General features: G+C 52.6%; 13 protein-coding genes. 9 read left to right on the top strand and 4 right to left on the bottom strand.

Going from position 1 to position 15,281, the window contains the following annotated elements; translation table 11 throughout:
• The first annotated feature begins 79 nt into the window (after positions 1-79).
• The 7 genes from IBT46_RS20050 to IBT46_RS20020 all read left to right on the top strand — a co-directional run bounded on the left by IBT46_RS20050 (position 80) and on the right by IBT46_RS20020 (position 5,252).
• On the top strand, positions 80-514 hold the full coding sequence (locus IBT46_RS20050) for a PTS sugar transporter subunit IIA (protein WP_200547104.1): 435 nt from the start codon (positions 80-82) through the stop codon (positions 512-514).
• 13 nt (positions 515-527) lie between these two features.
• Complete coding sequence (locus tag IBT46_RS20045; RefSeq protein WP_105593016.1) at positions 528-1,013, top strand: PTS system mannose/fructose/N-acetylgalactosamine-transporter subunit IIB; 486 nt, start codon at positions 528-530, stop codon at positions 1,011-1,013.
• A 65-nt stretch (positions 1,014-1,078) separates the two neighbouring features.
• A complete protein-coding gene (locus tag IBT46_RS20040) occupies positions 1,079-1,828 on the top strand; it encodes a PTS sugar transporter subunit IIC (protein ID WP_105593015.1) in 750 nt (249 codons plus the stop codon).
• Positions 1,825-2,685 (top strand): PTS system mannose/fructose/sorbose family transporter subunit IID, encoded by an 861-nt coding sequence (locus IBT46_RS20035; RefSeq protein ID WP_200547103.1) that lies wholly within the window; start codon positions 1,825-1,827, stop codon positions 2,683-2,685. The genes IBT46_RS20040 and IBT46_RS20035 overlap by 4 nt, the downstream gene beginning before the upstream one ends.
• Positions 2,686-2,688: 3 nt before the next feature.
• The gene (gene dgaE / locus IBT46_RS20030; RefSeq protein ID WP_200547102.1) at positions 2,689-3,798 is read left to right on the top strand and encodes a D-glucosaminate-6-phosphate ammonia lyase; all 1,110 of its coding nucleotides are present in this window, start codon (positions 2,689-2,691) and stop codon (positions 3,796-3,798) included.
• Entirely contained in the window at positions 3,785-4,528 is a 744-nt protein-coding gene (locus tag IBT46_RS20025; protein ID WP_200547101.1) for a 2-dehydro-3-deoxy-phosphogluconate aldolase, read from the top strand. The genes dgaE and IBT46_RS20025 overlap by 14 nt, the downstream gene beginning before the upstream one ends.
• A gap of 172 nt (positions 4,529-4,700) precedes the next feature.
• A complete protein-coding gene (locus IBT46_RS20020) occupies positions 4,701-5,252 on the top strand; it encodes a hypothetical protein (RefSeq protein WP_200547100.1) in 552 nt (183 codons plus the stop codon).
• A 78-nt stretch (positions 5,253-5,330) separates the two neighbouring features.
• Here the strand turns inward: IBT46_RS20020 and ampC are convergent, their stop codons facing one another.
• The 4 genes from ampC to IBT46_RS20000 form a co-directional block, all read right to left on the bottom strand.
• The gene (gene ampC, locus IBT46_RS20015; protein ID WP_200547099.1) at positions 5,331-6,476 is read right to left on the bottom strand and encodes a CMY2/MIR/ACT/EC family class C beta-lactamase; all 1,146 of its coding nucleotides are present in this window, start codon (positions 6,474-6,476) and stop codon (positions 5,331-5,333) included.
• A 357-nt stretch (positions 6,477-6,833) separates the two neighbouring features.
• Complete coding sequence (locus IBT46_RS20010; RefSeq protein ID WP_200547098.1) at positions 6,834-7,319, bottom strand: Hcp family type VI secretion system effector; 486 nt, start codon at positions 7,317-7,319, stop codon at positions 6,834-6,836.
• Positions 7,320-7,825: 506 nt separating this feature from the next.
• The gene (locus IBT46_RS20005) at positions 7,826-8,341 is read right to left on the bottom strand and encodes a DUF2778 domain-containing protein (protein ID WP_200547097.1); all 516 of its coding nucleotides are present in this window, start codon (positions 8,339-8,341) and stop codon (positions 7,826-7,828) included.
• A gap of 199 nt (positions 8,342-8,540) precedes the next feature.
• On the bottom strand, positions 8,541-12,056 hold the full coding sequence (locus tag IBT46_RS20000) for an AAA domain-containing protein (protein WP_200547096.1): 3,516 nt from the start codon (positions 12,054-12,056) through the stop codon (positions 8,541-8,543).
• Between the two features lie 351 nt (positions 12,057-12,407).
• Here IBT46_RS20000 and IBT46_RS19995 point away from each other — a divergent pair, with 351 nt between their 5' ends.
• Together IBT46_RS19995 and IBT46_RS19990 are read left to right on the top strand one after the other, a co-directional pair.
• Positions 12,408-13,727, top strand: coding sequence for a molecular chaperone DnaJ (locus tag IBT46_RS19995; RefSeq protein WP_200547095.1), 1,320 nt, complete (start codon positions 12,408-12,410; stop codon positions 13,725-13,727).
• A gap of 217 nt (positions 13,728-13,944) precedes the next feature.
• Entirely contained in the window at positions 13,945-15,066 is a 1,122-nt protein-coding gene (locus tag IBT46_RS19990; RefSeq protein WP_200547094.1) for a PAAR domain-containing protein, read from the top strand.
• Positions 15,067-15,281 lie beyond the last annotated feature (215 nt).

The raw sequence follows: 15,281 nt of genomic DNA, 5'->3' as shown, positions 1-15,281 counted from the left end.
CCTCCCCTGCGTGACACAAACTCTGGCACAGCCCTTGCTCTATGTACGTCTGTAAACGTAATTGAGCCAGGAGGCCACTTTGACTACCGCTGTCCCTACTGAACCCTTGCCCCAGATCCTGCTGCTGACCCACGGCGGCTGGGGAGAACAGCTTTGCAACAGCCTGCGCATGGTGACCGGCGAAATTCAGGGCGTGATGGAAATCGCGCTGATGCCGGTGGATACGCTCGGCGAGTTTTATCAGCGGGTGGAAGCCGTGGTGAAAGCGATGCCGCACGGCTCGCTGATCCTTACCGATTTTATCGGCGGCACCACCTCTAACGTGGCGGCGCGGCTCAGCGCGGACTACCCGGTGGCGGTGATATGCGGGCTGAACGCCTCCCTGCTGCTGGAAGCGCTGGACCGCCGCGATGCGGGTCCGCTGACCGACTGCGTGGCCGATCTGGTCGATGCCGGGCGCAGCAGCTGCCTGGACGTGGTCGCCCACGTTCGTCAATTACAACAACCACAATAAAAAGGAACACAGCATGGCAACGATCGTTTTATGCCGCATTGACAGCCGCCTGATTCACGGCCAGGTGGTCACCAAATGGGTTGGGCAGTCCCAGGCCAACCGCATCGCCGTAGTCAGCGACGAGCTGGACGCCGATCCGTTTATGAAAAACATCTACCTGATGGCCGCACCGCCGAACATCAAAGTGGACTGCTACAGCAATCAGAGCTTTGCGGCATCGTGGAAAGAGAACCAGCTGGGCGACGGCAAAGTGCTGGTGCTGTTCCCGTCGCTGGCGGCGATCCAGGATGCGGTACAGCAGGGTTTTGATGTCACCAATGTGCAGGTCGGCGGGCTGGGCGGTGGGCCTAACCGCAAAGCGGTCTTCCAGAACATCACCCTCGACGAGAAAGACGTCGGCATTCTGAAAGATCTGCGCGATCGCGGCGTGCAGGTGTTCTTCCAGACCATCCCGGAAGATAAGCCGCAGTCGCTGGACGATATCCTGAAAAAATTCTAACTCACTCACTGCACCCCTCTTTCAGGCGCAGCCCGCCTGAAGGATAAGGTGTAAAGGATAACATTATGGATACCTTACTTTTTGCAAGCCTGATGGGCCTGTACTACTGGTTTGCCCGTTTACGCCTCGGATATACCCTTTCCGCCATGCTGCTACAGCCGGTGGTGATCGCGGTGTTTGTCGGCCTGCTGCTGGGCAATATGCATACGGCGATGATTATCGGCGCGGGCATGCAGCTGGTGTACCTCGGCGTAACCTCCACGCCCGGCGGTAACGTGCCGTCGGACCCGGCGCTGGCCGCCTGTATCTCGATCCCTATCGCCGTGAAGGCCGGGATGGACCCGAATCTGGCAATTGCCCTGGCGATTCCGTTTGGCGTGATCGGCGTGTTCCTCGATCAGCTGCGCCGCACGCTGAACGCCGCGTGGGTGCATATGGCCGATAAGCACGCCGAAACCGCCAATATGTCCGGCATTATGCGCTGCGCCTTTCTCTATCCGGCCCTGCTCGGGCTGGCGCTGCGCTTCCCGGTGGTGTTTGCCGCCAACTACTTCGGTCAGAACGTGGTGGAAAGCTTCCTCAAGCTGATGCCGCACTGGCTGACCCACTCCTTTGAAATCATGGGCGGTATCCTCCCGGCGCTCGGCTTCGCCATCACCATTATGGTGATTGGTAAAAAGAGCCTGCTGCCGTGGTTTATCGGCGGATTCTTTGCGGTGCTGTACCTCAAGTTAGACATCATGGCGATGGCGATCTTCGGTACTTGTGTGGCCTTCCTGATTAAGGGCCTGGCGAAAAATGAAGGAGCAGCATGATGAGCAGCGACGTAATGCAGCATGAACTGGTGGAGCGCGCACGGGAGAGCCGGGCGCTGACCAAGGGCGATATCACCAAGGCCTGGTTTATTTACTGGCTGGGCGCGGAGGTTTCCAGCTCCTACGAACGTTTGCAGAGCCTGATTTTCTGCGCCTCGATGACGCCGATTATCAAAAAGCTGTATCCGCAGAAAGAGGAACAGGTCGAAGCGCTGAAACGCCATCTGAACTTCTTTAACTCGGAGCAGACCTTCGGCGCGGTGATCCAGGGGATCGCCATCGCCATGGAAGAGCAAAAAACGCGGGGTGAACCGATCAGCGACGCGTCGATCACCGGGATCAAAACTGGCCTGATGGGGCCGCTGGCCGGGATGGGTGACTCGATCATCTGGGCGGCGGTGATGCCACTGCTGATCGCCATCTTCATCCCCTTCGCCGCCGGCGGCAGCGCGATGGGCGGGATTATTCCGCTGATCCTCTATCCGGCGATTACCCTGGCGGTGAGCTACGGCATGATCCACAAAGGCTACACCCTGGGCCGCGACTCGATAATCGGCCTGCTGCAGGGCGGGCGGATCAAAGAGCTGATCTACGGTGCCAACGTGCTGGGGCTGATTATGATGGGCGCGCTGTCCGCCAGCTACGTGAAGATCACTACTCCGCTGAAGATCAGCGCGCTGGAAGGATCGGAAGTGGTGGTGCAGCAGATCCTGGATTCGATCGCCCCCGGCCTGCTGCCGCTGGCGGCGGTGTTCTCGGTCTACTTCTATCTGGTGAAAAAAGGGCCGCGCTACACCACCATTCTGCTGTCGATTGTGGCGCTGAGCGTGGTCTGTTCGCTGCTGGGGGTACTGTAAATCATGACGCAAAATATCTATCAACGTCTGGGGCTTAAACGGGTGATCAACGCCTGCGGCAAGATGACCATTCTGGGCGTATCCAGCGTGGCCCCGGAAGTGATGCAGGCCACGGCGCAGGCGGCCTCTGCCTTTGTGGAGATTGACCGGCTGGTGGACCGCAGCGGCGAGCTGGTTTCCCGCTATACCGGCGCGGAGGCCAGCTATATCACCTCCTGCGCCTCGGCGGGGATTGCCATCGCCGTTGCCGCGGCCATTACCCGGGGCGATCCGGCCCGCGTGGCGATGATGCCGGACAGCACGGGCATGGCGAACGAGGTCGTGATGCTGCGCGGGCACAACGTGGACTACGGCGCACCGATTACCAGCGCCATCCGCCCCGGCGGCGGACGGGTGGTGGAGGTTGGTTCCAGCAATCTGTCTGCCCGCTGGCAGCTGGAAAGCGCGGTTACCCCGCGCACCGCCGCGCTGCTGTATGTGAAATCGCACCACTGCGTACAGAAAGGCATGCTGAGCATTGCGGACTTTGTGGCGGTCGCCCGTCAGCACGAGCTGCCGCTGATTGTCGATGCCGCCGCCGAAGAGGATCTGCACGCCTGGGTCGCCAGCGGGGCCGATATGGTGATTTACAGCGGCGCGAAGGCGTTTAACGCGCCGACTTCCGGGTTTATTACCGGCACAGCGCGCTGGATCGACGCCTGCAAAGCCCAGCACGAGGGCATTGCCCGGGCGATGAAAATCGGCAAGGAGAATATGGTCGGGCTGGTATACGCGCTGGAGAACTACCACCAGGGGCAGACCGTGGTGACCGCCGAACAGCTCCAGCCCACCGCCGAGGCGATCTCCGCGATTCGCGGGCTGGCGGCCGATATCGAGCAGGATGAGGCGGGCCGCGCCATCTGGCGTATCTGCATCCGGGTGGAGGCCAGCGTGCTGGGGCTGGACGCTCGCGAGGTAGAGGCGCAGCTGCGCGGCGGGGAGATCGCAATTTACGCCCGCCGCTACAACCTGCACCAGGGCGTTTTCAGCCTCGATCCCCGTACGGTGGCAGAGGGAGAAATGGCGCTGATCGTGGCACGTCTGAAGGAGATTGCCGAACATGCAGCAAATTAATTTTTATCGTCAGCGCGTGGCGATTAACGTGCTGGCGAAAGATATCGCCAACGCCAGGGAAATCTATGACGCCGCCGAAGGCCATGCGGTTATCGGCGTGCTTTCCGCGCAGTTTGCCTCCGTTGAGGAGGGCGTGCGCGAAGTGAAACGCTGGACGGCCGCCGTGCCTTCCATTTCCGTCGGGCTGGGCGCGGGCGATCCGTCGCAGTTTTATAAGGCGGCGATGATCGCCTCTGCCGTGCATCCGGCCCACGTTAACCAGACCTTTACCGGCAGCGGTTTTGCCGCCGGTGCGCTGGCGGCAACCGGCGGCGAGCAGACGCATATCAACGCGCTGGTCAGCCCCACCGGCACGCCGGGCGAGGTGCTGATCTCTACCGGAGTCAGCAGCAGCCAGGGAACGCCTGCCCGCGTCTCCTGTGATGCGGCGATACGGATGATGCAGGATATGGGCGCGCACGCGGCGAAGTTTTTCCCGATGGGCGGTGAGCAATCGCTGGCCGAGCTGCACGCGCTGGCCACCTCAGCCGCACGGAACGGTATGACGCTGATTGAACCTACCGGCGGTATCGATCTGGAAAACTTCGGCATCATCCTGCAAACCTGCCTGCAGGCGGGCGTACCGCGCGTGATGCCGCATATCTACAGCTCGATTATCGATCCAACAACGGGCTGCACGCGGCCTGAAGATGTGGTGAAGCTGATGGATATGGTGAAGGGGCTGGTGTGATGAGTTATTGCGAATAGCGAATAGCGAATAGCGAATAGCGAATAGCGAATAGCATTAACGGGTGCCCTGCGCGAGGAGGTCAATATTAGACTTTTTCGCCGGGCACCCGATTGAGGCCAAACCTAAATCGTGGTTAGAGTGAAATCTCTTTAAACTAAAAAGGATTTTCACTATGGCTACAGCCATAAATACAGGGAATGATATTTGTCATCGGGTTAAGTACCTTTTGATTCTTTTGTTTTTTCCTGTTTTGTCCTATTCAGCGACGACGATTATCGCCATCCATGAAGATATTCAGCGCTACGGTGCAGCGGGATTTTCAACTCATCTTTCCCCCGCCGACTGGCAGCTTACGCTGGATAATATTTCCAGCGGAAAAAGTGAATGGATAGCTCTTGCCGTAGATCTGGCTCCGATTGTAGATCAGCAACAGGCAAACCAGTTGACTACCGCGCTTTATTATTCTCTTGCCCCCAATGCTAATGCCACACTGAAAACGCTAGCCTTATTGGATAAGCAGCATATTCGCTATCAGCAGGGAACGGCTTTATCCTGTTTATTTCCTCTGGATAAATCCATGAAGGAGACCGTACGTGTTTATCATGATACGCGGTTGTCTTTACTTGATGCCGGTCCGCAGGCAGCAGAATGCCTGTGGCTGTTAGAAGGCTGGATGGAGCAGGTCAAAGCAGAAAATGTAAAGGAAAAACCAGGCCACCCCTGACAAAAATCAGAGCGGTTGATCGGACTCAGGCGACCAACCGCTTAAATACATCAACCTGCCGATGCAGGCTGAAAAAGGTTACTCCAGCGCGGTCAGAATGCGGTAAGCCGCCTCTACCCTGAGCGGGTTCGGATAGCTTTTATTCGCCAGCATCACAATGCCGATATCCTTCTGCGGGATAAACGCCACGTAGCTACCAAATCCGCCGGTAGACCCGGTTTTATGCACCCATGACGCCTGCTGACGCGGTGCGGGAGGTGCGATCTCCGTAGCTTTCATCGGGGCCAGTGCGATCTTATTATCGCTACCGTCCACCACGCTTTTTTCCTGAAGCGGCCAGTTCAACATCTCCCAGCCCAGCCCCTGATACATGTCCCCGACCTGCCAGTAGCGCGACTGCGCCAGCGCGATGCCTTTTTGCAGCGACGCATCGGTTACTTTCTCCGGCTGCATATTGGCCTGTACCCAGCGGGCCATATCCTCAATCGAGGTTTTCACGCCGTAGGCTTCCGCATCCAGCATGCCCGGAGAGACGTGTACCGCTTTCCCGTTACGGTAGCCCCAGGCGTAGTTTTTAGCCTCACCTGCCGGCACCTGATACCAGGTATGCTTCAGCGCCAACGGCTGCAGTACGCGGCTGTTCATTGCCTGCACAAAGCCCATGCCCGACGGCTTCACCGCCAGCGCGCCGAACAGACCAATGCTGGAATTGGCATACAGGCGCTTTTCCCCCGGTGCCCACTCCGGCTGCCAGGACTGGTAATACGTTTGCAGCGCGGCTGCGTCGGTGACGTTATCCGGCACCTGTAGCGGCAGGCCACCGGCGGTATAGGTCGCCAGATGCAGCAGCTTTATCCCCTGCCACTGCTTGCCGGACAGCGCAGGCCAGTATTTGCTGGCCGGATCGCTCAGGCTGATTTCCCCACGGGCAATCGCATCGCCACCCAGCACGCCGGTAAAGGTTTTACTTACCGAACCCAACTCAAACAGGGTTTCCTGCGTCACCGGCTTCTTCGCCGCTACGTCCGCCAGTCCCCAGGTAAAATAATGGGGTTTGCCCTGATAAATCACCGCTACCGCCATCCCCGGGATCGCCTGTTCTTTGATTAACGGCGCGACAGTGCGGTTAACCACATCGGCCAGCTGTGCGTCAGTTGTGGGTGCGGCAAAAGCGGGAGTGGATGCGGCAAGGAGCAGCGTGCCGGTGAGGAGGGGTTTTAACATGGATATCTTCCTTAATGATGGAGCGAGTGTTTTGCCACAGATGTGGCTGAAAACGGCTGCCGATAGCGCCGTAAAACATGCATTTTACCTCTCAGTATATGTCGATAAAACCGCTTTTCTTAAACATATGGCCCGAACATGTTTATGGCATCGACACATCTGGCCGATATGTCGATAAAACACGATTTTTTAAACATGTTGGGATGACATGTTTATGGTATCGATATGACTCATATGCGACTTTATTAAAAATAAAACTCTATGACTAAATTACTATTACTGACTCCCAAAGAAGATCGTTTTTTTTCTCAGGAAAATCGCGATATTTTCCACACAGAATGCCCTGAATGATAATTGCTACGCTCTCACATTCCAGTCATCTGTATACTGAACATTACCATCCACATAACGCCATGTAATTTTATCGTACATCAGAGCGATAGATTCCATATGATTGATTTGCGAATTACCTGCCATTTTAGCATTTGGCATACCTGGATTAACCCCAGTAATCTTAACTCCTTCAATCGTCATAATGAAATAACATTCCTCCTGACCTGCATGATTGATACGGTACCAGCGAATCTCCGCAGACTTCAGTGTCTGCCCCGTAGCAACCGCTTTGTACAAATACGGACTGGCACTATCAAACTCCTTTTCAATCATCATCGGTGAGTGCGAGCGCTTACCTGTGATCTTTCCATTGGCGCTATCCACAGGGATATTCAGTCCGTGGCTAAAGCCCACAATCTCAATACTACCTTCGCGATCCTGAACATCTACAGATCCTTTGATATCTGCACCACCATCATCTTTAAGCCACATATAAGCCGGAATAGGCATTTTACAAACTCCTTTTGATTGTGATTTTTTCCGTAACAAACCAATAACAGAAAATTGTTAGTATCAGGTTAAACATAACTACAGCCACTATCATTCCGACTGAATATTTTTCGCCTACGGGTAATATTGACTGATAAGGTAAAATTCGAAACAAAGTGCAGAACAAAACTGTGAAAAAGGATAGCTTAACGAATCGCCGAAGTGTAGATACTCCACAGTCTCTTAGAGTTTCTGCAACCTTAAGCTTTCGCTTAATAGCATGACAAAATGAAAATATTGCACTGAACAATAGAACACAAATTAGCATATTGAGCAGAACGTCAATATAGAAAATCATTGAATCATAAGGCTCAGGGTCGGGCTCACCTAAGATCAGTTCACTAATGAAACTAGCATTATCATAGGTGACATATTTTATTACGAAACTGTTCACCAAATCATCATAAGAAAGTGCTTTTGCAACGACCATCATAAGAAAAGAAAATAGCAATATTTTCATCGCCATACTAAGGGCATACTTTACCATTAGCAATCACCTCAATAGTGCCGTATGCCTTGAGTCTTTTCATGCAAGGAACATCTATTTTCTGTGTTCTCAATAGCGCATTTCGTAACATGGCGAAATCGGTATCGTGTGGCAGAGTGATACAACCTTCTGATAAAGTGCCCGGATGAAGACGGAAATTTCCTCGTTTAACACCTTCTATCCACGTGTAATCATCAACGCTCCCGTCATCGCGCCACAATGCAAACCATTCTTTGTGTGTAAAGGTGGCGCCCTTTTGATAATGGTTCCAGACATCTTTCATTGCCGTGATCGCCTGCGATTTGATACCACCCTCTGGGCGGTCCACAATCCAGTATTTACCCGCAGGAACAGGACCAACCGCAGGTTTCATTCCACACGCACCGCGATTGCGATAGGCACCATCGCCAGAAAACGCTAAAAATGTACCGACTCCGGGAAATGATAGGGGACAATAATACGCATCATTGATAACGAGCTTTCCATGTAAGGCCATATCACTGAACATCCTTGTTTTAAGTGTGCCACAGGATACGGCTGACCTCTTTGTCAATCCAGAGGGTGTTTTATGATTTGGAGCGATGTCTTACCACAATAGCTGAATCAACGAAGTTAAAACTTAATCCCGGACTCTCCAAAAATATTAGCGCCCTGCTTAAACTCAATCGCAAAGCGCTAATGTCCTCTCCTGCGTTTTATAGCAACCGCTGCTCCAGGCTGGATGCAATCGTTTCGATTTCACCTTTTAAACTGTTACCGCGGTACACCATTGACGTGTCATATCGCTGATACTTTTCTTCCCGCGTGGCGCTGAACCAGTTAAAGGATCCGATACACAGCAGCCCGTCATCGCCCATCACAATTTTGCTGTGCACGCGATTCACCAGCTTCGTCGCGATGCCCATCTCGTTCAGTTTGCTCATTGCGGCCTGAAGGCGCTCCCGCTTCTCCTTGCGCTGCGTGGGATCGGTGTGATCGGTATTAAAGCTTCTGTCCGTAACAACGGTGATATCGACACCCCGTGAACGTGCCTGAATCATCGATGCCAGGAAGCCCGTCTGTTCGAGTTTCTGCCAGGTCAGCCAGGGGGAAACGATGGTGATATTCTTACCGATATCATCAAACGTCTGATTTAAAAACGTATCGTGCTGCTCTACCCCGTGAAGCGTAGAGATTTGGGTTTGTGCGGCGCTGAGGTCTTTACGGGCCCTGAACTCAAAATGCAGGGTATTGCCTGCCGACGCGAACAGGTATTTCGCCAGCAAGCCTCGGGGCGTTGAGCCAGGTTGGATCTCAAACAGATCCATGTCGCCGAACACCAGGAAGCTGTCTTTAGCGCGAGAGACGGCAACATTCAGCATGCTGGTTTTCTTATCTATAAATCCGCCATCTTCATGCTTGGAGTAAACCGAAGAGAAGATCACGATTGGCCTTTCTGCTCCCTGGAGTGAATGCACCGTACCTACCGTCAGCGAGTCTTCACCGCCGCCGCAGTTAACGTCGAGCGACGCTAATGCATTCTTGATGGCCTCAACCTGTGCTGAGAACGGGGTGACTACGCCCACCACCTGATGCAGCGGCTTCCCGTAATGACGTTCGATGTCCTCTTTATGCGCCACCAGCCAGGCCGCTATCGTTTCGGCCTCGAAGCGGTTATATCGACTACCGCTGTGGGCCTTCATCCCTTTGCCGTCGATATGCAGATATCCCATCGCCGGGAAGAGCGTGTCCTTTTCAGCGCTGCGTTTCGGCTGTAGCTTTCCGTGGTAGCAGAGTGCGTTACAGTAGCCAATGATGTTATCGAAGCAGCGGCGATGCTCGTAAAGATACATACCGCGTGCCATTTCAGCGTCGTACTGATAGTGCGAGCTGAACTGGGCAATCTTCATTACGCTGCCCGATGCCGCACTTTTGCCGGAGTCACACACCCGCGCATAGGCTTCGGCCAGCTCTTCCTGACTGCCGACGGGGAGGATATTTTCTTCAACCATATTCCCCATATCGATGCTGGATAAACTGCTCCAGATCGGTTCTATCTGCTCGGTATCACCGATCACTAAGGCCTTCTTCGCCAGCGCGAAGGAAGCCGCCGCGACCTCCGGTAGCACCTGGCCTGCTTCATCGACGATCAGCAGATCGACCAGATTATAAAAATAGCTGTCCTCGAAGCTTTTCGACTCGCCGTTATGCTCGCTGATTTTCATATGCCGGGGCAGCATGTAGCAGGTCATCACCACGCAGGGCGTGAGCTTCATCCAGCGCTGCCAGCGGGCCTGAAGAGCTTTCGCTCCGTTGCGGCGTTTTTCCTGCTGCAGGTTGGGGATCGCAGCCATATCCATCAGCCAGCGCCCTTCCCAGTAGTGGGTGGCCAGCAGGAACGCGGGGAATCGGATATGGGTATCGGCAAGATCGTCGGCATCGGCCAGGCTCAACTCCTCTTCACCGGAATGCCCCAGTGAACGGGCCAGATCCTGCCAGTCGCCCAGCGCTTCACTCTCCCGCTGGCGAATCGCCTCGGCCAGATCGATTTGCTGCTGGTACTCGCCCTGCGCTTTCTCCGCCTGTGCAATCAGGCCAGCGATAAAGCCTTCAATCCCCTCCGGGATCTGACCCTGAAACCCGGCCATGCGGCTGCCAAACGTCTCATCCAGGAAAAGATTCATCTGGTAGAGGCGCTTGGTTCGGACAGGCGAAAGCCAGGAGAAGAACGCATAGATCATGGATTCCCCGGCGCGGTACTGCTGCCACTGTTTTTTGCCCTGGTTCAGCAACGCGATTTCATCCAGGCAGCCCTGCACTAGCGCGCTTTTCTGCTGGATATACTGTTCAAGATCGTCCCCGATGGCTTGACGCTGCTGGCGGATGACGTTCAGTTTTTCCCAGGCTGGCTCGATTTTTTTAAGCTGCATGGCGGAGCGGATTAAACGCTCATGCAAGAGATCGACCACGCGCTCAGGGGTACTGCACTCTGCCGACGGGAACGCCGCCTGAGCTTTTGCGAGATAACAGGCCTGCGCGTCTTCCACGTAGTCGAGAGACTCAACGCGGGTGAAAAAATCTTCCGTTTGATACTTCTTCGCCGCTTCCGCCTGGCGTGTTTGAGACGGGAAGTAAGCGCCATAGCTATGCAGATCGGGCAGCCAGCGCCCGGCCATCGCGCCGGAGCCTGCGGAGAAGTCCTTGCCGAAGGCTTCAATGATATTGGTGACCGCCTGGTTATTGGTTGAGGTCGCTACCACGACCGGCGGTTCGGCTTTATTCAGTGCCGCTTTCACCCATTCCGTCGCAATGATAGAGAGCAACAGCGTGGTTTTTCCGGTGCCCGGCGGGCCGTTAACGGCCAGGATATCGCCCGGCTGCTGAGTAAGATAATGGCTGAGGGCATCGCGCTGCGCGGCGGCCAGCGGGAACGCATCCCCGGAATGCCCCAGCCGCTGGGTGAACTTTGCATTGGCGGCAAGAAGCGGTTTTAACGGCGGGGTGTCCGCGGCGGCAAAGCGCGACAGCAGCGGAACCTCTTTTTTAGACATCGCAAGATGGTCGTACAGGGGAAGAATATGGAAGCTTGCCCCGTTGGCCTGACCCGCTTTAATCACGTAGCCATAGCCTGCGGGTTCGTACTGCTCGTGAGTCTTGCTCCACGACCCCGCCACTTCGTTTAAAAGCTTCTCAATATCTTCCCGGTATTTTTGCCACTGGTGATAGTGCTTAGTATGTCGCTCTTCACGCTGCTCTTCCGTCTCTTCACTTCGATCTTCTTCATCCTCTCCGAAGGTGTATGAGTCATGGGTGGTTTTGTACCTGTCGTACTGCTCCATTTCGCCAATCGAGAAGGTGCCGGAGGGAAGAGGCTCAAGGAGATCGCGGGGGATGGTGGTTTGCGCGACGGGAAATAATAGCCCTTCACGGTTCAGGAGAGCAGAAGTGACCAGCGGCGTGACGACTCCCGGTGCGCCTGCCGTCCGCTCTTTGCCGTGCTTCAGCAGGCGGAGCCAGGCTTCTGGCCGTAGCAGCACCTCAACGGTTTTAACCGAGTCCGGCTCCCCCATAAAAAACGCCTGGACGATCTCGCTATTCAGTAGCCCCGAGGAGATATCGTTCCACTGGGTAAATTTGTCCGCATCTTTGCGCTCAAATGCCCCTTTACCCGACTCTGCATCCGCCAGCGCATTACGCCAGTAAGAGGTGAACGCCTGCGTGTTCCGGTCCATATTCCATCCCTTGATTTAAAATCATTGATTTCGCTGATATAGATTCAGTGCATGGCTAAGTATTGTCCACGATGTGAGAGGGATCGCAATAATTTGTTTGCCGTTATTGATTACGACTAATCTGAATAAGGTGTGTGATAGGTGTTAATTGTTAGAGATTGATTCGGTATGGAATGATGATGAAGATTTTTGATAGTTGATGAATACGTTTGGGGAAGAAGTTAATTTCGGGAATTAATCAGGTGAGTTTTAATATAGTAAGGTAAATAATATGATTCCTGTATAATCCAATTTTAGTTTCGGAAATAAGCTGCACGAGTTGTTGGATAAAATTAAGGATGGAATCTAACCATGGCAACAATCTGGGATGTGCTGGGCATTGAACCGACAACGAATGAAGGTGAGATACGCCGGGCCTATGCTCGAGAGTTAAAACACCGTCGGCCGGACCGTGACCCACAGGGGTTTCAGGAACTGAGAGAAGCATTTGATGGTGCGAAACGCTATGCCAGTTCGGCAGAAATTCTGCCGGATGAAGAGGCCATATCGACTCAAGAACCTCAGCCGACGTCGATGGTCGAATATGTCCAACAATTGATGCAGGAACCAACTGCGCTATCCAAAGCGGGCTGGAGCAGAGAGGTGCTTTGGCACAAAGCCCAAGAGCTTTCCACATTATTAATTCAGGATGAGCTTGAAGGACTGGGCGAACTTCATCGTTATCTTGATAACGACATTCCCGACTCACTCGAAGCCAGGCAAGCCTTTAGCCAGATGCTGGCTGAAGCACTCAGCGAACAGCGTTGGCTTTACCGCTCGTTATTAAACGAAGTGTCTGCGGTGATGCACTGGCAGTTAGACAGCTACTTCTCATCCTATTTACCCGAAAGCGTTATTTGTGCCTTAGAACAGCAGATTACAAATACTGAGCAGGAAAACTACTGGCAGCAGCTTGCCATAGTTTATGCCAACAATCGTTACGGGCAGTTTAAATGGCGTTTGCTGGCGGAGAAAGGCACCACAGTGCCATGGTGGGGAAGGCTTGCTCCCGATCTTTTGCGACAGCTGGCCCAGCAGGTCAACGAAATTCGTCAACGGTATCCCGCTCTTCAGGAGCGCCTTAATCCACTACTGCTTGATAATCTTAACAAGTCCGAGTGGACTCTCAGCTGGGAAGCGGTGATTGCCATTGTATTCTGGGGATACACAGCATGGTTGCCGGGCCAGGAATCACCAAAGTTGGCACTACAGTCTGGGTTGATGTTAGTCGTGGTAGCCATATTTCTCTGGGGTTATCCAATCCTCATCCGTCGGTTCCAAACTGATGGGATCGCCAAGAGCTGCGTTCACAGTGCTTTCTGGCTGGCCTCTATGCTAATTCTTTTGACGGTTTTTTATCGCGGGTGGCAGGGGGCCAGTGCATGGCAGGGTTCCGATATGATAACGATGCGGATACTGGTGATTGTGCTGTTTCTGATTCTTCCGGTTGGGTGGGTACTCTGGCAGCGGCGCACGGAGTGGAAAACCTTACCTGTTCAGATAGTTATCTTTTTCATGATGTTTCCCGTACTCCTTATCCGCCAGCTTCCCCCCATGGTTAATTTACTGGGTTTGATGCTGTTACCGATGCTGTACGGTTTTTTTATCGAAATGATTTATTTCGTGAAATAGATAATCGCGCTTCGTTGATTCTGGATTTCAACCCAGAATTTCTAAAAGGTATAAATTCACATAAACTTTCAAATATCTCTTTGTATTTTTCATTCTATTAATAAAATTTTATCCTCACTAACTACTTATCACTTTGTTGCGACTGATTATTTACTCACCAACATGAAAAGGCTACAATTTTTGTATGGATTTTAAGCCAATACAAGGATGAAAGAAAATGGCTATAGGTCACTACTTATTCAGGGGTGATAAGACGGTTTGCGGTGGTCGAATTATTGAAGGATGTACAGACCATCAGCACTTCGACAGAGACATGGCATGTGAAGGCCATCAGGTGACATGCGGTAAATATGCGAGTAGATTCCGCATCGTGGGTGGGCTTGAAAACGACGACATACACGGCAAAAGGATTGCCGGAACACTGCACAGTCGTAGCTCCTGCCCCTGTAACTCACGTTTTATTCCTTCAATCTACGACACCTACGAATTTTCTAAAGAGCCAGCAGAAACCAACTCGACACAATCCCACACGATTGAATTTCCAGTGCTTCCTGGCCCACTGGCCGATCCTGAAACCGATAATTTTGCTGAGACCTGCAAGCCAGAAGATAACCCGTTACTGAACGGGGTGTTTATCTGGACTGAAATCACCGATGCTGGGCATGCGTTCGTCTCCGTACATCAAGATAGTTCGATTTACGTTTACACCTACGGCCGTTTTGGTCGAAGAGGGCCAGCAAACTTAACGGGGGATGGAATACTAAACTTCTTTATTGAGGATGATGCTCGCAGCTACTACCGAGAAGAACTTTACAAAGTTAACGCGCGGGTATTTCAGATTGATGATGCCTCCATAGTAGTGACACGTTCATTATTTGAAAACCTATGGAACATCGGAGAAAAACCAATCCTTACGGAAAAAATGGGGGAAAGAACCAAACGTAGAGGAAGAGTAATTGACATTTATGATCTTACAGGTAGCAACTGCACAACTCATACTGTTAAGTTAATTCGCGAAGCCGGATCAAAAATTTTCGAAACAAACTACATATCAACTTCAACACAATTACCAATCGAAGGTAGGGAGGATTTTACTGTGCCTTTATCTTTGCAAAATTATCTTGTGCGAAAAAGCAGCAGTCTGAATTCAATGCAAATTTTTGAAGTGACTCATTACTTTAAAAAACAATTTCCAAATGTGGATAACTATACGACTGCGGAAGAAAACCCTATGGAGAAAAATCTTGCTGCGGGAGCCTCAACATTAGGTTCCGTTTCTGGTTATTCTGGTGGCACCGTTGGAGGATTCCTGGGAGGTTCGTATGACCTTGACGAGTAGAAAAAAGTTCTTCGTCCGATGGGGCTGCATACTTACGATCTCATTTATCTACATAGCATCCGTGTTAGTTAGCGTATTAGATTACGGGATAACAAGAAAATACACTGACATACTCAATGATAAGACAATTACCATTGAAGCATGTAATGCTGTTGTTACCGAATTTGAACGATATTATGACAAACTGATTGATATTGCTCTCTTCGGCTATATAA

Origin of the sequence: Erwinia sp. S38, assembly GCF_016624545.1 — a bacterium.
GTDB lineage: Bacteria > Pseudomonadota > Gammaproteobacteria > Enterobacterales > Enterobacteriaceae > Erwinia > Erwinia coffeiphila.
Note: the sequence above shows the minus strand (reverse complement) of the source record. Positions and strands in the feature narration are given on the sequence as shown.